The organism is Streptomyces sp. NBC_00390, from assembly GCF_036057275.1.
Classification (GTDB): domain Bacteria; phylum Actinomycetota; class Actinomycetes; order Streptomycetales; family Streptomycetaceae; genus Streptomyces.
The window spans coordinates 1,331,865-1,353,612 of sequence record NZ_CP107945.1 but is presented as its reverse complement, the minus strand read 5'-3'; the positions used below and the strand labels follow the sequence as shown (position 1 = coordinate 1,353,612).

Genomic DNA, 21,748 nt, shown 5'->3' with positions numbered 1-21,748 from the left:
GGCCAGGGCCGACGGCCGTGACCCGCGCGGCGCCGCCGCTCTTCACGCCCCCGCCTCGCCCCAGGTCACCCGGACGCTCCCGGGGCGCGCGGGCCGTGTTGTGCCAGGCTGGAGGCCGAAGGGCGGGTGCCCCGGGGCGACGGCGAGGTGAGGCGGCGTGGGCGACGGTCGGTGGCGGGCCGGCGGGCGGGCCCTGTTCCGCGTGATCGCGGTGTGGGCCGTGTCGACGCTGACGATGCTCACGCTCGCCGGGCTGCTGCCCGAGTTCCAGCTGCAGTCCGACGACGGCGACAGTTTCACCAGGACCGCCCTCACCGCCGCCTGGGGCGCGGGAGTCTTCGGACTGCTGACCGCGCTCGTGTGGCCCGTCGTGGTACGCGCCCTGCTGCTCGTACCGGCCCTGATACTCGGCCTGTTGGTCTTCTTCCTCAACGGCTCGCTGCTGCTCATCGCGCTCTGGCTGACCCCGGACGGGCGCGGGGCCGCCGACCCCGAGACCGCCGTGGTCGTCGCCGCCGTCATGTCCGCGGTCGCCTCCGCGACATCCACCGCCCTCGCCGTCCGGGACGACAACGCCTACCGGCGCAGACTCTCGCGGCTCGCCGACCGCCGCAGACGCAGACGGGGCGACGACGGAGGGCGCTCGGGCCCGCCCGGCACCGTGTTCCTGCAGCTCGACGGCGTCGGCCACGACGTGCTGCGGCACGCCGCCGACCGAGGGGTGATGCCGACCGTCGCCTCCTGGGTCGGCGCCACCCACCGGCTCACCCCCTGGCGCACCGACTGGTCGAGCCAGACCGGCTCCAGCCAGCTCGGCATCCTGCACGGCTCCAATCACGACGTCCCCGCGTTCCGCTGGTACGAGAAGGAGCGAGGCCGCGTCGTCGTCAGCAACCGGCCCTCCTCCGCGGTCGAACTGCAGCGGCGCGCCATCGAGCGGACCGGGGACGGGGGGCTGCTCACCGTGGACGGTGCGAGCCGCGGCAATCTCTTCAGCGGGGGAGCCGACCAGCTCGCCCTGGTGCTGTCCATGGCGGCACGGCGCGGGCGGGCCAATCGCTCGCGGGCGGGCTACTTCGCGTACTTCTCCGATCCGGCCAACGCGGTCCGTACCGCGATGTCCTTCGTCGCCGAAGTCGGCCGTGAGATCGGCCAGTCGACCCGGGCGCGCCTGCGCGGCGACCGTCCGCGGGTCGGGCGCGGCGGGCTCTACCCGTTCATCAGGGCGTTCGCGACCGTTGTCGAGCGCGATGTGGTGGTCGCCGCGGTGATCGGTGACATGCTCGCCGGGCGCACCGCCGTCTACGCCGACCTGGTCGCCTACGACGAGGTGGCGCACCACTCCGGGCCGCACAGCAAGGACGCGGAACGCGTGCTGGAACGCCTGGACCGCTCCCTCGCGCTGATCGCCAAGGTCGCCGAACACGCCTCGCGCACCTACCGGATCGTGCTGCTGTCGGACCACGGCCAGAGCCCGGGGGAGACGTTCGAGGGCGCGTACGGGCTCACTCTGAGGGATCTCGTACGCGCGGGGTGCGGCCTGCCGGTCTCGCGCCGCGCCGGGCGTTCCAGGAGCGGTGCGGAGGCACGCGACGCGGCCCGTCACACGCTGCGCACGGCGCTGCATGTGCCCCTCGACGAGGAGGGCGACGAGGAGGGCGGCGAGGAGCGCCCGCCGCACGGCTCCGACCCGATCGTGCTGGCGTCCGGCAATCTCGCCCTGATCTCGTTCCCCGACGTGCCGGGGCGGATGAGCCGCGAGGAGATCGACCGCCGCCACCCCGCGCTGCTGAGCACCCTCGCCAACCATCCCGGCATCGGCTTCCTGCTGGTCCACAGCGAGCAGCACGGCTCGGTCGTCATGGGGCGGGACGGTGCCCTCACGCCGGTGTCGGACCTGAGGGACGGGGACGGCGGACCGCTCGCCGACTTCGGCCCGGGCGCTGCCGACGCGGTACGCCGTACCGACACCTTCCCGCATGTCGCCGACATCATGGTCAATTCCATGCACGATCCGAAGGACGGTTCGGTGCATGCCTTCGAGGAGCAGATCGGTTCGCACGGGGGGCTGGGCGGCGAACAGTCCCAGCCGTTCCTGCTCTCGCCGTTCGACGTCACGCCGCCGGTCGGTGTCGGCCAGGAACTGGTCGGCGCCGAGCAGGTGCACCGGGTGCTGCGGCGCTGGCTGCGCGAGTGCCAGGGGCCGCAGGTGCCGATCCGGACGCCGGAGATCACCCGGCCGGGCGGACAGGAGCAGGAAGGGTCGCCCGCCTCCGGGCACCCCTTGCCGGACCCGCACGTGTGACGCCGCCCCGGGCCGTCCACCAGGGCATGCTCTTCCCTTGTTCCGGGGCGCTGGTGTACCTGTGGGGCCTGCCCGGGCATCCGGGGCCGCGGAGAGCAAGGAGCGTGTGCCGGTGCGTGCGGTGGTGTTGGAGGAGTTCGGCCAGAGGCCCGAGGTGCGCGAGGTTCCCGACCCCGTGACGGCGAGCGACGGGGTGGTCGTACGGGTCGAGGCGACCGGGCTGTGCCGCAGCGACTGGCACGGCTGGACGGGGCACGACGCCGACATCACCCTGCCGCACGTCCCCGGGCACGAGCTGGCCGGCGTGATCGAGTCCGTCGGTGGCGACGTCACCGCTTGGCGTGCCGGCGACCGGGTCACCGTGCCGTTCATCTGCGCCTGCGGCCGGTGCGCCGCCTGCGCGCGTGGCTCCCAGCAGGTGTGCGAGCGCCAGGAACAGCCCGGGTTCACCCACTGGGGCTCCTTCGCCGAGTACGTTGCCGTACGCCACGCCGACACCAATCTGGTGGCGCTGCCCGGCACCATGGCGTTCGACACGGCCGCGAGTCTAGGCTGCCGGTTCGCCACCGCCTTCCGGGCCGTCGTCGGGCAGGGCCGGGTGCGCCCGGGGGAGTGGGTCGCGGTGCACGGCTGCGGCGGAGTGGGCCTGTCCGCCGTAATGATCGCCGCGGCGTGCGGGGCCCGCGTCATCGCCGTCGACGTCGCCCCGGCATCGCTCGAGCTGGCGAAGTCGTTCGGTGCGACCGTGTGCCTGGATGCGTCCTCAGTGCCCGACGGCGGGGTCGCCGACGCGGTCCGCGACGCCACGGGCGGCGGCGCGCACCTGTCTTTGGACGCGCTGGGCGCCCCCGTGACCTGCGTCAACTCCGTGCAGAGCCTGCGCCGCCAGGGCCGTCATGTGCAGGTCGGCCTGCTCCCGGCCGGGGTGCATCTGCCGATGGACCGGGTCGTCCCGCTGGAACTGGAGATCCTCGGCAGCCACGGCATGGCCGCGCACGACTACCCGCAGATGATGGCGATGGTCTCCTCCGGCGCCCTGCGCCCCGACCTGCTCGTGACGTCGCGGATCGCCCTGGACGCCGTACCTGACGCGCTCATGGCGCTGGGTACGGCGTCGGGCGCCGGGGTCACCGTGATCACCCCCCACGCGTCTGCCCCACCCGCCGGCTGACCGAACTCCGGGCATGTGGTGTCGTCACCTGGTCACCGTTTCGGGGTGGTGCGTCCTGGGGGCGACGCGGGGACCGTACGGAGCAGGGATGCGTAGGCGACGACGTTGCCGGCGTAGCCCCCGGCCTTGGTGTAGCGGCCACCGCAGGTGATGAGCCGCAACTGGGGTTTGGCCGAACTGCCGTAGACCTTCGGGTCGGGGAACTTGTTCCTGGGGTACACCTCGACGGCGTCGACGGTGAACACAGATGTGCGCCCGTCCTTGCGGGTGACCTCGACCGTGCTTCCCTTGGGGAGTTTGCCGAGCGCGAAGAAGGCGCCGTGCCGGCCGGTGGGGGTGTCGACATGCCCGGCCAGGACAGCCGTGCCGCCCTCGCCGGGGATCGGGCCCTTGGCGTACCAGCCGGCGTGGTCGGCCTTGCCGGCCGGTGGCGGCTCGAGCACGCCGGACGGGTTCAGGGCGAGCTTCACCATCGGCGCGTTCACGCCGATGGCCCGGATGCGCAGCCGGACCGGCTCGGAGACCCGCCGTGCGGTGGGCGTAGGGCCCGCATGCCGTGCGGTTCCCGTGTCGCGCCGCGCGCCGGAACTCGAGCCTGCCTGCGGGGTCGGCCGCGAGCTTGCCTGCGGGACGGTCCCGGAGCCGGTCCGCGCGCCGGGTCCCGTAGTGGGCCGCGGGAAGGGCGCGCGGTACGGCGGCGGGCGATCGACGACCGGCCCGACGGCTGCCTCCGACGGACCGGCGGAGGGTGGGGAGTAGGCCTGCGCGGCGGACGGCTGCGGGGGCGTCTCGCCGCGCATCCCGTGCTGCAGAATCCAGATACCGGCGATCAGCATGACGATCAGGGCCAGCGCCGGCAGAACGGGGCGGGGTTGCATACGTCCCATGGCGGTCCTGAGCTCCGGTCCGGGTGTGGAGTGGTAAGGCGTGGGCGGGGAACGTGCGCCGGCAAGTCGACGAATCCTGTGCGACGGCGACGGCGACGGCGACCGCGGCCACGAAGGTGATCGTGACCGCGGCGGCCGGCCGGTCAGGCGGGACGGCCGCCGAGGCGACGCCGCATCAGGACCACACCGCCGGCCACCGCGCCGGCGATCAACGCCGAGCCGACCGCGATCTCCGCGGGGTCCGTCCCACCGGCTCCACCGAATCCGCCGCGTACCGGCCCGCTCGGCCGGCGGGCGACCTCGATGGTGGTCTCGACGCGGGTCCGCGGGGGGCACTTGACCGTGATGTTGTAGACGCCGTCCGCGGTGTCGTCGGGAACGGTGAATTCGCCCGCCAGCTCACCTTCCCGTGCGCCGTCGAGCAGATTGATCTGCCCGCCGACCTCCGCCTGGCCCTTGGCGTATCCAACGTCCGGTCCGCAGACCTCCGTGCTGACCCTGACGGTCGAGCCCGGGTAGGCCACCTCGGGGCTGACGCTGACCTCGGACTCCTCGGCGGCGGCGGTGGCAGCCGAGGTGCAGAAAGCCATCATGGCCAGTGCGCCACCGGCCAGAACGTGTGCAGTACGAGTGCGCATTTTCACCCTCCGACGGGCGCGGGGCAGGACTAGCTGTCCCGACGAGGGCGCCGCGCTCCTCAGCCCAGACAACCAGCTCGCGCGGTCCGACGGCCTGTCACGGACGGGCCGCCGGACGGTGTGACGGATTCTCCTGGGGAAAATTCATACAGGTCGCACGGCGTGCGATAGGCCCAATGACGGAATGTCAGAAGATCATGCCGAACGGGTGACGGGGCGCCGCGCGGGTGCGTGCGCCGTAACGCTGCCGGTTGCGAGGACCCTGTCCTGCGGATCACTCAGAAACCAGTCCTGACACGGCTGCTGACACCGGCCAGGCGGCCTCCGGCGGGGGCGCCGGCTTCCGTTGCTCACCCTCCGAAGGTGACGGCCCGCCCACCCTCGGCCCCGCCCTTCACAGCGCCGTCGACAGCGTCTTCGGCACCACCCTGATCTGCGCGTTTGTGTCATGTGGACCTACGATCTGCCCCCTGGGAAAGGAGACCGGATGGACCGGAACATCCGCACGACGGACGATGTGCTGCGACTCCTGGACGGACTGTTCGCGCCGGAGGCCGACCGCTGGACGGCCAACGGCGCCTCCTGGTGGGACGGTTTCTACGCCGACCGCTCGAAGCAGGTGCCGTTCTTCGTCGCCAAGCCGGACGAGAACCTGGTCTCGTACACCGACCGCGGTCTGGTCACCGCGGGCCGCGCCCTCGACCTGGGCTGCGGTCCTGGCCGCAACGCGCTCCATCTCGCGTCGCTGGGTTTCGCGGTGGACGCCGTCGACCTCTCCCCGGCGGCCATCGCCTGGGCGGAGGAGCGTGCCCGCGAGGCGCAGGCCGATGTCCGCTTCCACTGCGGGGACGCCTTCACCCTCTCCGGCACCGAACTCGCCGGCCCGTACGACCTGATCTACGACTCCGGCTGCTTCCACCATCTGCCGCCGCACCGCCGCATCAGCTACCTCTCGCTGCTCGACAGGGCCTTGGCGCCCGGCGGCCACTTCGCCCTCACCTGTTTCGCGGCCGGCGGGATGGGTTCCGAGGTTTCTGACGCCGACCTCTACCGCGACTCCCGTCTCCACGGTGGCCTCGCCTACACACCGGAGTCCCTGCGCCGGATCTTCTCCGACCTGACGGAGATCGAACTGCGCCGTATGCACGACGAACCCACGGAGTCCTCTCGGTTCGGTGAGCCCTTCCTGTGGACTGCTCTGTTCCGCCGTGAGGCACTGCCGTAGCCGCCGTGCAGCGCCGGCGCGCCGGACGTCGAGCCCGCATGCGGACAGGCGCGGTTCACGGCCAGGCGGCCCTCCCCGGCGCAAGGGGGCGTTCGGAAGGAACCTGAGCTACTGGGGCAACAGCGGCACCGTGTCGGTGTTCCCACCGGCCTCAAGTGGACCGGGAGCCGATCTGTGCACCAACCCCAACCCGGGGGCGGGACCTCCTGCCCTGCTATGGGCCCTGGCAGACGGTCTGCGGACTGTTCCGCCGCAGGCAGCGCCTGGGATATGGGCAGGGCTGTTCACCAAGCTCCAGGCGCGGGCCGACGCGCGCGGTCGCATCGGGTGGACGGTGAACGTCGACTCCATGATCTGCCGGACTCACCAGCACGCCGCCGGGGCACGCCGGGACGGCCAGGCCCAGAAGGAAGTGCCTTGGCCCAGGGGATCCCGCGAGCCGCGATGAGTCCTGCGGCGTCCGGCGGTCGTACTGTCGAGACCGTTACCGAGGAGGACTTCTGATGCGCAGCGTGACCTATTCGATGAGCGTCTCACTCGACGGCTACATCGTCGGGCCGGACGGCGGCTTCGACTGGACGGTGCCCGACGAGGAGGTCTTTCGCTTCTGGATCGACGAGATTCGAGAGGTCGACGTCCACCTGTTGGGACGACGGCTGTACGAGACGATGCTGTACTGGGAGACCGCCGACCAGGATCCATCGCTCGACGACTCCATGCTCGAGTGGGCCGCGCTCTGGAAGCCGCTCCCAAAGGTGGTGTACTCCACCACGCTGTCGGCGGTGCAGGGCAGTGCTCGCCTGGCCTCCGGCGGCCTGGCGGAGGAGATCGAGCGGTTGCGAGCCGAGCCGGGGGAGGGCGACATCGCGATCGGCGGCGCTACTCTCGCCGCCGAGGCGGCCGCATTGGGTCTGATCGACGAGTACCGGGCCATGGTCTACCCGGTGCTGGTCGGCGGCGGCATCCCGTTCTTTCCCCAACGCGAGCGCCGGGTGGATCTCGAACTCGTCGAGACCCGCACCTTCAGCTCGAGAGTCGTCTACCTCCGCTACCGCGTGGCGCGCTAGTTCGGGAGACCACGTATGCGGACCTGCTGAGTTGCGTCCCCCTCGGTGCGCGTGCGCATGTACGTAGTCGTCATGTGCGCAGGTCGAGCAGCATGACGTCATAGAGGTCCGGGCCCTCCCACGGGCGCGCCTCGCCGATCTTGCGATAGCCCCACGCCTGGTAGGCGGCTGACGCTGCCTTGCTGTCCGGGTGGACGTTCAGCAGCACCCGTTCGGCATCGATGACATCGAGCAGGGTCCCGTGCAGACGCCGCGCGACACCCTGCCCGCGCCAGGGTCCGCGTACGGCAAGTTCCATGAGGCCGAAGGTGCGGTGCCCGTCCTCGCGCCGCATGTCGTCGGGCACGGGCTCGGTCAGTTCGTCCCACCACCCTGTGTCAGGCTCGACTGGGTACCCGTATGCCATGCCGACCGGCTCGCCGTCCTCGGTACGGGCCAGGGCGGCGCGAAACGTGCGCTTGCGGGTCTGGGAGCGAAAGCGCCGGAAGGTGGCTGCGACGTCGTCAGCGGTCTCGTTGTACGGCGGTTCCGCGAACACGTCGGCATAGATCAGCCTGAACGCGTCCTCAGCGTGTGCTGCGGCCGAGCCGGCCATGTGCTCTACCGTGATGGTTCCCTGTGACGTCATATGGTGCCCCCTCGGACTGTTCTCGCGGACGTAGCTTCCCAGCCCGCTGCACGCAGCGCGCCGCCGGGCGCGTGACGGGTGCGTGGCTCCTTCTTTGGCTCCCCGCAGGTGGCGAGGACAGCGGATCGGCGTCGCCACCTGCGACGGGAGCCTTCTGCGGCCTGTGTCGCCATTACCTCCGGCGTAATCGACGCCCTCCATGCCGCGCGGCAGTCTGTGGTGACCGGGACTCGGGCGGCGCACTCCGCCCGAGCTTCGGGCCCTGACCAGTCCGTACGACCTCGATGGAGGCTGATCCGCCATGTCCGCCACCCTGCTCGTCGGCCTGTCCCGTACCACTGAGCCGCACACGATGCTGCGCCGCTTCCTCGCCGTCGACGCCGTCGTCACCGGTTTCAACGGACTGGCGTACCTCGTGGCCGCCGGGCCGCTCGGCCGGCTGCTCGGAGTCGGGGAAGGCCTGCTGCGTGAACTGGGCGTCCTCCTGCTCGTGTTCGCCGGGGCCGTCGGCTCGCTCGCCGCGCGCAACAGGCCGCCGCAGCTGCCGGTGAAGCTCGTCGTCGACGCCAATCTGCTGTGGGCCCTGCTCAGCATCGTCGCGCTCGCGCTCTGGCTCGAGCCGACCACCGTCGGCGCGGTGTGGACCGTGCTGCAGGCCCTCGTCGTTTCCGGCCTCGCCGTCCTGCAGTGGTCTGCCCTGCGCGCCGCCACTCCCGCCGGGGTCTCCCGTTAGGAGTGGCTGACGGCGACGTCGTGGTCAGCCTTGGCGCAAGGGAGGTTCGAACGTGATGCCCAGGTGTTGGAGACCCTCACGCTGCTCGGTCGTGGCCAGGACCATGATGTCGCAGACCTTGCCCTAGGGGGTGTGGGACTGGAGGTACTTGACCGTCGCCGGGTCGGCCGGCAGCAACGTCTCGATGGCCAGCTCCGCGACCGTCACATCCATCGGGGTGTTGAAGGTGGAGATGGACGAGACGAAGGACAGCACCCGGCCTTCGTGCTCGATCCGCAGAGGAAGTGCGACATACGGATACGGCTGCGGTTCCGGTACGTCGCTCGCGTCGTCCGACTCCGCAAGAGGGTAGGCGGCGACCTCCTCGAACAGCTCGCGCAGCGCTTCCGAGCGCTCCAGCGCGATCTGACGCTTCATCTGGGCCAGCAGATGCTCGCGCCACTCGCGCAGATTGTGGATCCTCGGCGCCAGGCCTTCGGGGTGCAGGGTGATCCGCATGGCGTTCAGCGGCGGGGTGAGCAGATGCTCCGGCAGGCCGGCCAGCAGCATCGCGATACCGCGGTTGGCGGCGATCACGTTGTACGTGCCGTCCACGATGATCGCCGGATACGGCTCGTACCCCTGCAGCAGCCGCTCCAGGCCCTCGCGCAGCGCGCTCATCGCCGGGTCGTCCAGCGGCGTCCGCGCGTACCGTGGTGCGTAACCGGCCGCCAGCAGCAGGGCGTTGCGCTCCCGCACGGGAACCTCGAGATGCTCCGCGAGCCGCAGGATCATCTCCTCGCTCGGGCGGGAACGGCCCGTCTCGATGAAACTGATGTGGCGGGACGAGGAATCGGCGCGGAGCGCCAGCTCCAGCTGGCTGAGGCGGCGCTGCTCGCGCCAGTCGCGCAGCAGCCTTCCCACCCCCGTGCCGGTCGCGGCAGTTGTCATGGCTCGACCGTAGTACGCGGCGCGGCCCGGGCGCCTGGTGCGGAGCCGCTCGGCCCGGGAGCCGCGGGCACCCGGGCCGCGCTGCGCTCAGCCCGCGGCCTCACCGAGCAGGGCCGCCAGCGCTCCTTCGACGTCGATGGCGCTGCTCTCGCGGTCGGCGGACACGGTGGCGTACGAGTGGATCAGGAAGCGGCGCAGCCCCGCCGTGTCGAACTGGAGCAGGGCGACGCCCTCCGGCGAGCGCAGCTCGACCATCGTCTGGGCCCGCCCGCACGGCCAGATGTGCACATCACCCGTGCCGGACGGGGTGCGCAGTCCCCTGTCGAGCAGATTGCGGGCGAAGGTCCAGGTCACGCCGGTGTTGTTGAGGCAGACCTCGGCGGGGAAGACCAGGCGGACGGCGAGCGGGTCGCGGGCGTTGTAGCGCAGGCTCACCGGCACTGCCAGGGAGTGCGGTGCGTCGCTGATCAGGCGGGCCGAAACGGATTGCTCGATGGTGGATGACATCGCTCGCTCCTCTGCTGCGGGGCGTTCAGCTCCTTTTGCACAGAGACGTCACGGGCCGGCTCATGCTGACGCGAGCTACACCGGTGGCGCGTGTGACCTGCATCACCAAGCGTCCGGCCGTGGGGGTGCTGATGGCTAGGCTCTTGCGCTCCCGCATATGCCCATAAAAGGGACGGGGAAGGGAGAGGCCCCGGCCGGACGGGGGTTTCCGGCCGGGGCGGTCAGGGGTGCGGGTGTGCGTGGCGGCCACCTCTCGGCGCGGTGCACCGCAGGGGTTTCGGTCGAAACGTCTTCCCTGCGGTCGCACGGCGAGGCCCGGGACGCCGTCCTTTTCGCAACCCACGTGTAGATGAACGATAAACCATCGAGGGGTGTTCCTGGGAATCCGCAGGCCCCTCTGTGATCTGTGTTACCCGGGGTCACTTGGGCCCGGCGCTGCGGCGCCTACCCGGTGGCGCCCCGTCCGACCACGGTGGCGAGGACGGACGGCAGCGGGTACCAGTCGGCCGAGACCACACTGGCATGGCGGCCGGCGAGCAGCGAAACCCGGTCGCGCGCCTGCGTCTCGGTCGGGTTCGTGCCGTCGATCGCGGGCGCGACACCGGCGGCGCCCGTCATGACCACGAGGTAGTGGTTGCGGTCGTACCAGGCGGTGTCGATCGACCCGCCGGTGTAGGTGACCGCGTCCCCGTCGAAGACCACGAACCACGGGCGGATCGAGACGTCCGCGTACCGGGTGCGCGGGTCGCCCGATGCCGCCTTGAGCACCGCCGGGAACGCGCCCGCCTGGCCCAGCCGGCCCGCGGCCTTCAGGTCGCGCAGATGCTGGGCGTACTCGCGGTCGGTCCACAGGGAGTCGGCCGGGTTGCCCTGCTCGACGGTGCCCGGGATCAGCTCGATCACGAACTTGCCGGCGAGCGCCGAGCGGGCCGGCCAGCCATTGGCACGTACCGCCGTGTCGAGATCGGGCTGTCCGCCCGTCAGGTCCCCCGGGCGGTACAGGGCGTCCCCGAGCTTCGAGGCCAGCAGCGCGTCGAGTGCCGCCGGGCCTCGGCCCGCGTTGTTCTGGAAGCCGTCCTTGAGCTCCATCTTGATGAGGATGGGGCGGTGGCCGGGGTGGGCGTCGTGCCAGGCTCGCATGTCGGCGAGACAGCCGCCGAGATCCTGGTTCCTGGACTTGGTGCGCAGCTGGGCCGGGTTCGCGGCGTTCTCGCAGTTGTTGTTGTTCCCGAGCGGGTTGTTGTGGGAGACGCGCCACGATCTGCCGAACACATTGGTCCAGACGTCGATCTCGAGCATGCCGGCGCCGGAGTCGAGCGCGTCGGCGAAGTACCGGTACTTGTCCTTTTCATAGGCGTTGTGCACGCCGACCCAGGTGGCGGAGGAGTAGGGCAGCTGCCCCGGGTCCGTCGCGCGGGGCGAGGCCGCCTGTGCCGGAGCGAGTGCGACGGCGAGCAGGCCGGCCGCCGCGGCGCTGGTCAGGGCAGTGCGCGAAAACTTCCCCATGGGTCCCCATCTCTTGCGTCGAGTGGTCAAGTCGACCGAAGAGTAGGGGAGTTGCGTGAACCATGGGGAGACAGGGACCGGCCGATGAAAATGAGTCGGGTGGGCCGGTCCTGCTTGGGATTCCGGTGACGGTGACGGTGCCGCCCGCCCGCCGGCGCACGCGGCGGACAGCGCGGCGAACGAGCGAGGCGCGGCAGGGCGCGGCACGATGGGCGCATGCTGCTCGCCCGAGTCGCCGAGGTGTCCAAGGCGGTCGCCGCCACCTCGGCCCGTACCCGCAAGATCTCCGCCCTTGCGCAGCTGTTCGCCGAAGCCGGTCCCGGGGAGGTCGCCCTGGTCATCGCCTATCTCGCGGGTCGCCTGCCCCAGGGCCGTATCGGCATCGGATGGAGCGTGCTCAAGGACCCCGTGCCGCCTGCGGCGGTCCCGGCCCTCACCGTCACCGGGACGGACGCCGCGCTCACCGCGCTTGCCGGGATCGCGGGCCCCGGTGCCCAGGCCGAGCGCAGGAACCGCGTACGGGACCTCATGGCCGCGGCCACCGCAGACGAGCAGCGTTTCCTGATGCGGCTGCTCACCGGAGAGGTGCGTCAAGGAGCGCTCGACGCCGTCGCCCTCGAGGCGGTCGCCAAGGCCGCCGCCGCCCCGGCCGACGAGGTGCGCCGTGCCGTGATGCTGGAGGGCTCGCTACCGCGTGTCGCACGTTCGGTACTTGCCGACGGCCCGCCGGCGCTCGAGCGGTTCCGGCTGCGCGTCGGTAGCCCCGTACAGCCGATGCTCGCCCACACTGCCAAGTCGGTGACCGAGGCGGTGCGTACGCTGGGCGCCGCCTGCGCGGTCGAGGAGAAGCTCGACGGGATCCGCGTCCAGGTGCACCGCAGCGGCGACGCCGTGCGTGTCCATACCCGTTCCCTCGACGACATCACCGACCGGCTGCCCGAAGTGGTCGCCGGCGCACGGGAAATGACGGGAGATCACTTCATTCTGGACGGAGAGGTCATCGCACTCGACAGCGGCGGACGGCCCGCCCCCTTCCAGGACATCGCCTCGCGCGTCGGCTCCCGCACCGACGTCGACGCCGCCCGCGCCGCACTGCCGCTGTCCCCGGTCTACTTCGACGTCCTCGCAGCCGACGGCGAGCCGGTGCTCGACCTCCCGGGCAGCGCCCGCCACGAGATCCTCGCCCGCCTTGTGCCCGAACCGATGCGGGTACGCCGCACCGTCGTCGGTGACCCGGCGGACGAGCAGCAGATCGCCGCGGCCGAGGAGTTCTTCGCCGCCACCCTGCGCCGCGGCCATGAGGGCGTCCTCGTCAAGGCGCTGTCCGCGCCGTACGTCGCCGGCCGCCGTGGCCGCTCCTGGCTCAAGGTCAAGCCCGTCCACACCCTGGACCTGGTGGTCCTTGCCGCCGAGTGGGGCCATGGCAGACGCACCGGACTGCTGTCCAACCTCCACCTCGGCGCCCGCGCCGCCGACGGCGGCTTCGTCATGCTCGGCAAGACCTTCAAGGGGCTGACCGACGAGATGCTGCGCTGGCAGACCGACCGGCTGCGCGAACTGGCCGTCGACGACGACGGTTTCACCGTACGGGTCCGCCCCGAACTCGTCGTGGAGATCGCCTACGACGGGGTGCAGCGCTCCCCGCGCTACCCGGCCGGTGTCACCCTCCGCTTCGCCCGGGTGGTGCGCCACCGTCCCGACAAATCCGCGGCCGAGGCCGACACCGTCGAGCAGCTCCTCGCGGCACACTCCTGACCGGGTCCGCAGCCGGGGGAGCCGGATTCGACGAGCCACCCGGCGGCGGGTGCTCAGCGCGCGCCGATGACCCGCTCGGCGAATCCCCACAGATTCGTCACCGTGCGGTCGATCTGCTCCTCGATGCTCAGCGACTCCTCGTACCGGCCGCTGCGCAGCTTCGGCAGCTTCTTGCCCCGGACGTAGAGTGAGCAGTCGAGATCGGCACAGAGATAGGTGCCCACCGTGTTGCCTGCGCGTCCCGCGGGGCCCGCGAGCGGCGCGACGAAGAGGGTCACTCCCGAAGCCGCGTGTGCCGTCATGCAGGCCTGGCACATGCTGGACTTCACCACGCTGGTACGGCTCGTGGCAGGGACGCGGAGGGTGATGCCGACCGGGCCGTGCTCACGGGGCAGCACCAAATGAGCGCGCAGCGGCGCGCCGGGATCGGTCCAGCCCAGGAAGTCGAGGTCCCCCCAGGGGAGTTCGGCAAAGTCCGCAGGCAGTCGCAGGCGCGCGGCCTCCCCCTTCGTGCAGTTGACGAAGGATCCCCTGATCTGTTTGTCGGTCAATGGTTCCACGCGGTGGAACGTACACAGCGCGCCTTGGTGCAGGCATCCGATTTATCGGGCATCGGATCTATGGTGTCCCCGTCCGCCGGCCCTCTCTTGGAAGGATTCCGCCATGCCCACCGAACCGCTGTCGCAAAAGGAGATCGAGGACCGGTTGAGGGAGCTCCCGGGCTGGTCCCTCGAAGGAGACCGGATCACCCGTTCCTACCGCCTGGCCTCGCACTTCGCCGCGACCGCGATGGTCGTTCACATCGCGCAGATCCAGGAGGAGCTGAACCACCACTCGGACCTCACCCTCGGCTACAACACCCTTGCCCTGTCGGTGGTGTCCCATGACGCGGACGCGCTCACCGAACGGGACTTCGCGCTGGCGCAGCGGGTGGAGGGGATCGCCCCGGGGCACGGCGCGGGCTGACCCGTCTGGCATGCTCGGATCATGCTCGACTACGACCGGGAAGCAGTCCACTACGACGCGACTCGAGGCGGAGTGCCGAGGGCGGATGCCGCTGCCGCAGCCGTGCTCGGGCTTCTTCCGCGCTCCGCCCGTACCCTGCTCGACATCGGCTGCGGCACCGGTCTGGTGACGCAGCGTCTGGTTCGCCCCGGGCTGAGGGTGTTCGGGGCCGACGGCTCGCACGGCATGGCGCGCAAGGCGGTCGAGCGGACCGGCGGCGACGTCGTACTCGGCGATGTACGGCGGCTCCCGATACGCGCGGCGGCCGTGGACGCGGTGAGTGCGGTGTGGCTGCTGCATCTGGTGCGGGAGGCGGCGGCGGTCGTTGCCGAGGCGGCGCGGGTGCTGCGGCCCGGCGGGGTGTTCATCACGACCGTCGACAAGGACGCGGGCCACGACGTCGAGAGTGACATCGACGCCGTGCTCGCACCGTACCGCTCGTTCGACGAGGCCTTCGACCGCAGCGACCTGATAGAGCGTCACGCTGCCGAGTGCGGTCTTCGGCCGGCGGGCCGGGCCCGATTCGCGGGACACGGCCAAGGCCGCACCCCGCGCGACGCAGCCGATGCACTGCTCGCCGGCCGCTACCGCTCCTGGTTCGGCGACGACGCCGCGACAGCTCGCGAACTGGCCGCCGCACTTGCACGGCTGCCCGGCCAGGAGGTCACGCGCGCCGAACCGTCGTACGTGCTGCAGGCCTTCCGCAAGGAGAGCTGACCCACTTCGCCGACGGCGACCGCCTGAGCAAGAGCTTCGGCTCCCTCCGGGCTCATCGGATTCGTCGAGGCCGAAGGGGGGAGCATGGCGGTCGACAGCCCGTCACAGTGTGCTGGGACCAGGTCCGGCGGCGGATTCTGAAGCAGTCGACACGGCGAGGTCGTGGCCGCGGCAAGGATCGTCCACCGGAAGAGGGCCCGGTGATCACCGGACCTGGCTCGTCGCTACTCTGTTCCCCCCTGCCAGGTCGGCGGGGGGGAACAGGGGCACGAGCGCCCCTGGTAGCGGGTGGCCGACGTGTTGGTGCCCTTGCCGGTGCGCACCGTCACCGTCTTGCCCTTGCCGAGGGTGTACGTGCCGAAGGTGTACTTGTGGTTGCTCGCGTCGACGAGCACCCAGCCCTTGAGGCTGACGGCGTGGCCGGTGGTGTTGCGGATCCGGACGTACTCCGCGTTGAGGCTCGAGTTGGCGCCGCGGTCCGAGCCGGGCGCCGGGGATGACCCTACGCCGCCCAGGCCCCCGCGGCCGCCGCGTCCTTGGCGAAGTCGGCGAAGTCCTTCGGTGCCCGGCCCAGCACCCGCTCCACGCCGTCCGTGAGTGAGGCGTTGTGCCCGTCGAGCAGTGTGCCGAACAGCCCGGCCAGCCACTCGGCATCCGGCTCCGGCAGGCCGAACTGCTGCAGCGCCTGCGCGTATTCCACGGCGGAAACCGGCACATACCGTACGTCCCGGCCCGTGACCCGGCCGATCTCCTGGGCCACCTCCGCGAAGGTGAGCAGCCGCGGACCGGTCAGCTCATGGACCGCGCCGCGGTGCTCCGGCTCGGTCAGCGCCGCCACCATGACGTCCGCCAGATCGTCGGCGTCGACGAACGGCTCCGCCGTCCCGCGCGCCGGGAACACGATCTCCCCGGCCTGCACCCCCTCCCGCATCGCTCCTTCGCTGAAGTTCTGCGCGAAGAAGGCGGCTCGCACCACCGTGAGTTCAAGACCCGACTCGCGCAGCGCGCCCTCCGCGACCACCGCGTCCGGTTCCCCGCGCCCGGACAGCAGCACCAGCCGCCGTACCCCGGCGTCGGCCGCCGCGCGCCCGAAGGCGCGCATCACCTGCGGTGCGTCCGGGGCCGCGAGGTCGGGGAAGTAGTTGACGTACGCCGCGTCCGCACCGTGCAGCGCCGGCGCCCAGGTCGACTCGTCCGCCCAGTCGAACGCGACCGCTCCCTTGCGCGAGCCCGCCCTCACCCGCACGCCGCGGGCCGTCAGCCGCTCGGCCACCCGGCGGCCGGTCTTGCCCGTGGCCGCGGTCACCAACACCGTCTCGTTCGTCGTGTTCTCTGTCATGACTCAAGGTTCGCGGCCCTCGGCTGGACTCTCCATGCTGCACAGGCTCAATGCCATACGTGTCCGTCTACGCTTGACGCCATGGACGCTCTCGCCGGACTGCTGGACGGACCGCGGGCCAGGGGTGCCTTCCTGCTGCGGATGGTGATGGAACCGCCGTGGTCCGTGCGCATCGAGGATCATGCGCCGCTCTGCCTGATGTGCGTCACCGAGGGCGAGGCCTGGATCGTCCCGGAATCCGGTGCGCCCGTGATGCTGCGCCCGGGTGACATGGCCGTCGCCCGTGGACCCGATCCGTACATCGTGGCCGACGCCGCGGACAGGGCACCGCAGGCGCGCATCGGTCCGGGCGGCACCTGCCACACCCTTCAGGGCGAGCCGCTCGCCGAGAGCATGCACCTGGGCGTACGGACCTGGGGCAACGCCGCCGACGGCTCGACCACCATGCTCATCGGGACGTACCAGATGCAGGGCGAGGTCAGCGCGCGGCTGCTGGATGCGCTGCCTCCGCTGTTGTGGTTGCCTGCCGACGCCTGGAGCTGCCCGGTCGGCTCGGTGCTCGCGGACGAGATCGGACGCGATGAACCGGGCCAGAGCGTGGTGCTCGACCGGGTGCTCGACCTGCTGCTGATCGGGGTGCTGCGGGCCTGGTTCTCGCGCCCCGACGCCGCGGCCCCGTCCTGGTACCGGGCCATGGGGGACCCGGTCGTCGGCCGCGCGCTGCGGCTGCTCCAGGACGACCCCGCCCACCCGTGGAGCGTCGCCTCGCTCGCCGCGAAGTGCGGGGTCTCCCGGGCAGGACTCGCCCGCCGCTTCAACGACCTGGTGGGCGAGCCGCCGATGACGTACCTCACCGGCTGGCGGCTCACGCTCGCCGCGGATCTGCTGCGCGAGACCGACGCGACCGTGGAGGCGATCGCCAGGCAGGTCGGGTACAGCGGTTCGTTCGCGCTCAGCGCGGCGTTCAAGCGGGTACGGGGCATCAGCCCACAGCAGCACCGCACGGGCGCGGTGATGCCCGGCCGGTGGCAGGCCGATCGCGTCCGTGGACGTCAACCCTGACGATCGTCACGATCGGGTGTTGCCGTTCGGCTCGGGTACTGGGGCTGTTCGCACTTCTGCGTTCGGCCCGTGGAACGAGAACAGCGACGGACAGCGCGTGCTGAGCGGGCTGCATCACGGTTGGGGAGGCAATGGCGGAGCATCGATCCCGGCATCATGAGAAACGACCGCGGCAGCAGCTCGGTTGTCCACGCCCGGACGCGCCAGGATGGAACTCACACGCTGTTCTCTCCGGCCGTCGCCGGGTCAGGTGATGACGGGCTCCAGCCGCCACCACTGGCCCGGCGAGTCGGTGTCCTCCCACTGCTGGATGTCCGCACCGTCGTCCGTGCTGCCGCCCGCGACCTCCAGCAGCAGACCGCTGATGAAACTCACGATGGTCACGGTGCCCGGCGCGTCGAGGTGCTGCTCGATGATCCATTCCTGGGCGCCGAAGTTGTTGGGCCGCCACTGCTGGATGCGGGTGCCGTTCTCGGTCGCGGCGCCCGCGACGTCCAGCCGCTTCCCGCTGGCCGCGTTGACGAAGTGGTGGAGCCCGCTGCCGTTCGGCACGGGATCGATCCGCCAGTGCTGCGCGGGCGCGCCCGAGTCCCTGCCCTGCTGGACCCTGGCGCCGCTGCCCTTGGCCCCGCCGTACACCTCCAGCAGCAGCCCGCTGCCGACGTTCCGCACCAGGAACAGCCCTGGTGGCATGGCCCCGTTCACAGCACTCTCCTCCGTGCGAGTCCGCACACCGCTCTCGTCATTCCTGCACCTGGTCGATCGCCACCCACACCCACACCATGCCCAGCAGCGTGAACATCCCCGTGACGAAGATGCCGAGCAGATGCCCGAACAGCGGCGACCACGCCCCGCCCGGGCCCATGACCGTGGCCGAACGTGCGGGATTGCCGGGACGGTACCGGATCGTCACGGCCTGGCCCTGGGCGATCAGGAGCGCGTCCTCCTCGAACTCCACGTACTCCCCGGACGCGGTCGTGAAGCCGTGGACGTGGTGCCGGCTCGTCCCGCCGTCGTTGCTCTGTGTCGAGTACCGGCGTACGCAGCGGCCCTCCACGGCGGTGCCGCCGATCAGCGAACGCAGCCGGCTGACGAGCCGCCAGGTGAGGTACCCGCAGAACAGGCCGAAGCCGGCGAGGAACAGTGCACCTGTCGCGAGAGTCGTCACCCACGCAGGCTAGAGGTCGTGCGGCCGCCCGACGGCAGCGGCCCTGGCGGACGGGAGTGACGGATGCCTGCGGGGTGGGCGAGACGCGTCGAAGTGGTACGCAGGCTCGAACGATGTCGATCGTGACAGCAGTTCCGGAGCCTCCACCGTGACAGCAGTTCCGGAGCCTCCACCGTGGCAGCAGGCGCCGGCCCACCGTGCGGTGTATCCAGTACATATGCTTCCTGGACGCCGCCGCGGAGACCTTCAGTGGTCATGGGAGCCACGCCCTGCGCTGCTGGCGGTACCGCTCGCGTTGATCGCGGTCGTCACGGTCGTCGACGTCCTTGCCCCGCCCGAGGTCCATCTCGGACCCTTCCTCGTCGCCGCCCCCGCGGTCACCGCGTCGTTCGCGGGGCCCCGCACGACCGCCGCGGTGGGCGCGCTCGCCGTGCTGGCCCAGTCCATGGTCGCGATCATGCGCACCAGCCTCACCGACCTCAATCACACGCTCCAGATCACCGCCCTGGTGCTCATCTCGGTGATCGTGACGTTCTTCGCCTATCTGCGGGAGCGGCACGAGAGGGAACTGACCCAGCTGCGCTCCATCGCCGAGGCCGCACAGCAAGTGGTGCTGCGGCCGCTGCCGCACCGGATCGGCCCGCTGCGCATCGCCTCCGTCTATCTCGCGGCCGAGGCCGAGGCGCAGATCGGGGGCGACCTGTACGCCGTGGCGCGTACGGCCGGAGCGAGCCGGTTCATCATCGGTGACGTCAGGGGGAAAGGGCTGGAGGCCATCGGCGACGCCGCCCTGCTCCTCGGGGCATTCCGAGCCGCGGCGCACCGGCAGGCGACTCTGCCCGCGCTGGTGGCCCATCTGGAAGGGACGGTCTCGTCGGACCTCGACGACCCCACGTCCGGCGGCGACGAGGCGGAGGACCACGGCGAGTCGTTCATCACCGCTGCCGTGCTCGACGTGGCCGACCAGGAGTCGGCGCTGCACATGATCAACTGCGGACACCCGCCGCCGCTGCGGCTGCACGGCGGAAAGGTCACACCGCTGGAAGTGCAGCATCCGGCACCGCCGTTGGGGCTGACCGGGTTCGACCCGTCAGGCTTCACCGGTGAGGTGTTCGCCTTCGAGGCGGGGGACGTCGTGGTCCTGTACACGGACGGTGTCATCGAGGCGCGTGACACGAAGGGCGAGTTCTACCCGCTGGCCGAACGGGTGGCCGCCTGGTCCGGGATGCGTCCGCAGGCTCTCCTGAGCATTCTGTGCGAGGACCTGCTGCACCATGCCGGCGGGCATCTGGGCGACGACGCCGCGATGGTGGCGATCGAACGTATGGCATAGGGCTTGGGCCGGCGCGGTCGCGCCGATGGTGCGCCCGGCCCGGTCCGCCGGGCAGCGGCTCCGCCTCCTGCGACGCGACAGGCAGCTACTTGACGCGGCTCATGTTCCGTCCCGGACCTCACGAGGACAAGGCCGGAAATTCCCTCCTCGAGGAAGCGGCGACGGCCGATGGTGCCCACCGTCGAGTTCCCCGCCGCAGGCCGGTGGGCATTGAAGAGCGCCGGTCACCAGCGCCACGTCAGGCAGTCGCCATCCGCCACCGCCGCCCAGCGCGCCGCCGCTGCGTCCAGGGCGGCCTGGGTGCGGGCGAGGTCCGCGGCTTCCAGCGGGCTGCGGCCGGTGCCACGGCCAACGGTGGGCAGGCCGCGCCAGACGCGGTACGCCCAGTTGACGGCCATCTCCGCCGCCATCACCTTCTCGCCCCTGCGGCGCAGCACCTTCAGGCCCGAGCGGCGGTGCCTGCCCGGAACGACGTTCTCGAAGCCCTGGAACGTGGCGCCCTGTGCGACGGCGCCCCAGAAGCCGTCGGTCAGACCCAGTGTCTGCTCGACGGTGGCGTGCACCAGATCGTGCGGCATCGTGGGGCCGGTCGGCTGCGCGGGCAGCCGGACATCGGGGCCGCGGCGGTCGCGCACCAGGATCTCGTGCTGGTTGTCCGGCAGCTTCCGGCAGCTTCCGGAAGGAGATCTCCATCGCGCCGGACGGTAGGCCCGCCCCCTGCGGGCCGCCAACCGCTTTTTCCGCGCCCCCGAAGGGCACGGCCGCTCCTCGCGGCCGCACCCGTCGTCACGGCTCAGTCCATGTCGAACGTGGCCGGGTCCGGACCGAGGCGCCTGCCCTCGTCCAGGGCCGCGAAGGCCGCCAGGTCGTCCGCGTCCAGCTCGAAGTCGAAGACGTCGGCGTTCTCCCGGATCCGGGACGGGGTCACGGACTTGGGGATCACCACGTTGCCGAGCTGCAGATGCCAGCGCAGCACCACCTGGGCCGGGGTGCGGCCGTGCTTCTGGGCGATGGCGACGATCGTCGGGACCTCGAGCAGGCCCCTGCCCTGGCCCAGCGGCGACCAGGCCTCGGTCGTGATGCCGTGCCGCTCGTGGACGGCGCGGGACGCGGCCTGCGCGAGCTGCGGGTGCAGCTCGATCTGGTTCACGGCCGGCACGACGGACGTCTGGGCGATCAGGCGCTCCAGGTGCTCGGGAAGGAAGTTCGACACGCCGATCGCCTTCGCGCGGCCGTCCGCGTGGATCTTCTCCAAGGCCTTGTACGTGTCCACGTACGCGTCCTTCGACGGCACCGGCCAGTGGATCAGATACAGGTCGACGTACTCGAGCCCCAGCCGCTCCAGCGACTTGTCGAAGGCACGCAGTGTCGAGTCGTAGCCCTGGTCACTGTTCCAGAGCTTGGTGGTGACGAAGAGTTCGTCGCGTGCGATGCCCGAGGACGCGATGGCCCGCCCGGTGCCCTCCTCGTTCCCGTAGATCGCCGCGGTGTCGATGCTGCGGTAGCCGGCCTCCAGGGCCGCGGCGACCGTCCTGGCCGCCTCGTCGTCGGGTACCTGCCAGACACCGAAGCCGAGCTGCGGCATCGAGACGCCGTTGTTGAGGGTCAGGGAAGGGACCTTGCTCACGAGCCGTCGTTCCTTACGTCGTCGATTGGTACGCACAGCGTCAACGATCACGATGCCCGTCGCATTCCCGCCATCGGGTCGGCGAGCTACAGCTCCGGCCTTTCCGGTACAGATCGTTGACCGCGTCTAGTCAAGCGGAACGCGG

23 protein-coding genes and 1 pseudogene are annotated in these 21,748 nt (G+C 71.1%); 10 read left to right on the top strand and 14 right to left on the bottom strand.

What is annotated here, in order from left to right:
• Positions 1-157: 157 nt before the first annotated feature.
• Both OHS70_RS05815 and OHS70_RS05810 read left to right on the top strand, forming a co-directional pair.
• Positions 158-2,305: a phage holin family protein gene (locus OHS70_RS05815; RefSeq protein WP_328394341.1), complete on the top strand. Its 2,148-nt coding sequence runs from the start codon at positions 158-160 to the stop codon at positions 2,303-2,305.
• Positions 2,306-2,417: 112 nt separating this feature from the next.
• Positions 2,418-3,476: a zinc-dependent alcohol dehydrogenase family protein gene (locus tag OHS70_RS05810; protein WP_328394339.1), complete on the top strand. Its 1,059-nt coding sequence runs from the start codon at positions 2,418-2,420 to the stop codon at positions 3,474-3,476.
• 32 nt (positions 3,477-3,508) lie between these two features.
• Here the strand turns inward: OHS70_RS05810 and OHS70_RS05805 are convergent, their stop codons facing one another.
• Positions 3,509-4,363: a class F sortase gene (locus tag OHS70_RS05805; RefSeq protein ID WP_328394337.1), complete on the bottom strand. Its 855-nt coding sequence runs from the start codon at positions 4,361-4,363 to the stop codon at positions 3,509-3,511.
• A gap of 143 nt (positions 4,364-4,506) precedes the next feature.
• The gene (locus tag OHS70_RS05800; RefSeq protein WP_328394335.1) at positions 4,507-5,001 is read right to left on the bottom strand and encodes a hypothetical protein; all 495 of its coding nucleotides are present in this window, start codon (positions 4,999-5,001) and stop codon (positions 4,507-4,509) included.
• 487 nt (positions 5,002-5,488) lie between these two features.
• On the opposite strand from OHS70_RS05800, the gene OHS70_RS05795 reads away from it, so the two are divergent.
• Positions 5,489-6,226 carry a class I SAM-dependent methyltransferase gene (locus tag OHS70_RS05795; protein ID WP_328394333.1) on the top strand — a complete coding sequence of 246 codons (738 nt, stop codon included), beginning with the start codon at positions 5,489-5,491 and terminating at the stop codon, positions 6,224-6,226.
• A 503-nt stretch (positions 6,227-6,729) separates the two neighbouring features.
• A complete protein-coding gene (locus OHS70_RS05790; RefSeq protein ID WP_328394331.1) occupies positions 6,730-7,293 on the top strand; it encodes a dihydrofolate reductase family protein in 564 nt (187 codons plus the stop codon).
• A 70-nt stretch (positions 7,294-7,363) separates the two neighbouring features.
• Here OHS70_RS05790 and OHS70_RS05785 read toward each other — a convergent pair whose 3' ends face one another.
• A complete protein-coding gene (locus OHS70_RS05785) occupies positions 7,364-7,921 on the bottom strand; it encodes a GNAT family N-acetyltransferase (RefSeq protein WP_328394329.1) in 558 nt (185 codons plus the stop codon).
• 301 nt (positions 7,922-8,222) lie between these two features.
• On the opposite strand from OHS70_RS05785, the gene OHS70_RS05780 reads away from it, so the two are divergent.
• Positions 8,223-8,654, top strand: coding sequence for a hypothetical protein (locus tag OHS70_RS05780; RefSeq protein ID WP_328394327.1), 432 nt, complete (start codon positions 8,223-8,225; stop codon positions 8,652-8,654).
• Positions 8,655-8,777: 123 nt separating this feature from the next.
• Here OHS70_RS05780 and OHS70_RS05775 read toward each other — a convergent pair whose 3' ends face one another.
• The 3 genes from OHS70_RS05775 to OHS70_RS05765 form a co-directional block, all read right to left on the bottom strand.
• Positions 8,778-9,584, bottom strand: coding sequence for a helix-turn-helix domain-containing protein (locus tag OHS70_RS05775; protein WP_328394325.1), 807 nt, complete (start codon positions 9,582-9,584; stop codon positions 8,778-8,780).
• Between the two features lie 87 nt (positions 9,585-9,671).
• Positions 9,672-10,091, bottom strand: a complete 420-nt coding sequence (locus tag OHS70_RS05770; protein WP_328394323.1) for an SsgA family sporulation/cell division regulator — start codon at positions 10,089-10,091, stop codon at positions 9,672-9,674.
• A gap of 444 nt (positions 10,092-10,535) precedes the next feature.
• Entirely contained in the window at positions 10,536-11,597 is a 1,062-nt protein-coding gene (locus OHS70_RS05765) for a phosphatidylinositol-specific phospholipase C domain-containing protein (RefSeq protein WP_328394321.1), read from the bottom strand.
• Positions 11,598-11,813: 216 nt separating this feature from the next.
• On the opposite strand from OHS70_RS05765, the gene OHS70_RS05760 reads away from it, so the two are divergent.
• The gene (locus tag OHS70_RS05760) at positions 11,814-13,352 is read left to right on the top strand and encodes an ATP-dependent DNA ligase (RefSeq protein WP_328394319.1); all 1,539 of its coding nucleotides are present in this window, start codon (positions 11,814-11,816) and stop codon (positions 13,350-13,352) included.
• A gap of 53 nt (positions 13,353-13,405) precedes the next feature.
• On the opposite strand, the gene OHS70_RS05755 is transcribed toward OHS70_RS05760, so the two are convergent.
• The gene (locus OHS70_RS05755) at positions 13,406-13,912 is read right to left on the bottom strand and encodes an FBP domain-containing protein (RefSeq protein WP_328394317.1); all 507 of its coding nucleotides are present in this window, start codon (positions 13,910-13,912) and stop codon (positions 13,406-13,408) included.
• A 103-nt stretch (positions 13,913-14,015) separates the two neighbouring features.
• Here OHS70_RS05755 and OHS70_RS05750 point away from each other — a divergent pair, with 103 nt between their 5' ends.
• Together OHS70_RS05750 and OHS70_RS05745 are read left to right on the top strand one after the other, a co-directional pair.
• Entirely contained in the window at positions 14,016-14,318 is a 303-nt protein-coding gene (locus OHS70_RS05750; RefSeq protein WP_328394315.1) for a 4a-hydroxytetrahydrobiopterin dehydratase, read from the top strand.
• A 21-nt stretch (positions 14,319-14,339) separates the two neighbouring features.
• Positions 14,340-15,074 carry a class I SAM-dependent methyltransferase gene (locus OHS70_RS05745; RefSeq protein ID WP_328394313.1) on the top strand — a complete coding sequence of 245 codons (735 nt, stop codon included), beginning with the start codon at positions 14,340-14,342 and terminating at the stop codon, positions 15,072-15,074.
• A 224-nt stretch (positions 15,075-15,298) separates the two neighbouring features.
• Here the strand turns inward: OHS70_RS05745 and OHS70_RS05740 are convergent, their stop codons facing one another.
• Entirely contained in the window at positions 15,299-15,589 is a 291-nt protein-coding gene (locus OHS70_RS05740) for a lamin tail domain-containing protein (protein WP_328405432.1), read from the bottom strand.
• On the bottom strand, positions 15,577-16,413 hold the full coding sequence (locus OHS70_RS05735) for an NmrA family NAD(P)-binding protein (protein WP_328394311.1): 837 nt from the start codon (positions 16,411-16,413) through the stop codon (positions 15,577-15,579). Before OHS70_RS05735 ends, OHS70_RS05740 begins: the two co-directional genes overlap by 13 nt.
• An 81-nt stretch (positions 16,414-16,494) precedes the next feature.
• On the opposite strand from OHS70_RS05735, the gene OHS70_RS05730 reads away from it, so the two are divergent.
• Entirely contained in the window at positions 16,495-17,475 is a 981-nt protein-coding gene (locus OHS70_RS05730; RefSeq protein ID WP_328394309.1) for an AraC family transcriptional regulator, read from the top strand.
• A 114-nt stretch (positions 17,476-17,589) separates the two neighbouring features.
• Here the strand turns inward: OHS70_RS05730 and OHS70_RS05725 are convergent.
• The 3 genes and pseudogenes from OHS70_RS05725 to OHS70_RS05715 all read right to left on the bottom strand — a co-directional run.
• Positions 17,590-17,697: pseudogene (locus tag OHS70_RS05725) on the bottom strand (response regulator); the annotation flags it as partial.
• A gap of 24 nt (positions 17,698-17,721) precedes the next feature.
• A complete protein-coding gene (locus tag OHS70_RS05720; RefSeq protein WP_328394307.1) occupies positions 17,722-18,180 on the bottom strand; it encodes an RICIN domain-containing protein in 459 nt (152 codons plus the stop codon).
• Positions 18,181-18,217: 37 nt separating this feature from the next.
• On the bottom strand, positions 18,218-18,643 hold the full coding sequence (locus tag OHS70_RS05715) for a DUF3592 domain-containing protein (RefSeq protein WP_328394305.1): 426 nt from the start codon (positions 18,641-18,643) through the stop codon (positions 18,218-18,220).
• A gap of 217 nt (positions 18,644-18,860) precedes the next feature.
• On the opposite strand from OHS70_RS05715, the gene OHS70_RS05710 reads away from it, so the two are divergent.
• A complete protein-coding gene (locus OHS70_RS05710; protein ID WP_328394303.1) occupies positions 18,861-19,976 on the top strand; it encodes a PP2C family protein-serine/threonine phosphatase in 1,116 nt (371 codons plus the stop codon).
• A gap of 224 nt (positions 19,977-20,200) precedes the next feature.
• On the opposite strand, the gene OHS70_RS05705 is transcribed toward OHS70_RS05710, so the two are convergent.
• The gene (locus OHS70_RS05705) at positions 20,201-20,611 is read right to left on the bottom strand and encodes a hypothetical protein (RefSeq protein WP_328394301.1); all 411 of its coding nucleotides are present in this window, start codon (positions 20,609-20,611) and stop codon (positions 20,201-20,203) included.
• 158 nt (positions 20,612-20,769) lie between these two features.
• On the bottom strand, positions 20,770-21,603 hold the full coding sequence (locus tag OHS70_RS05700) for an aldo/keto reductase (RefSeq protein ID WP_328394299.1): 834 nt from the start codon (positions 21,601-21,603) through the stop codon (positions 20,770-20,772).
• Between the last annotated feature and the right edge of the window lie 145 nt (positions 21,604-21,748).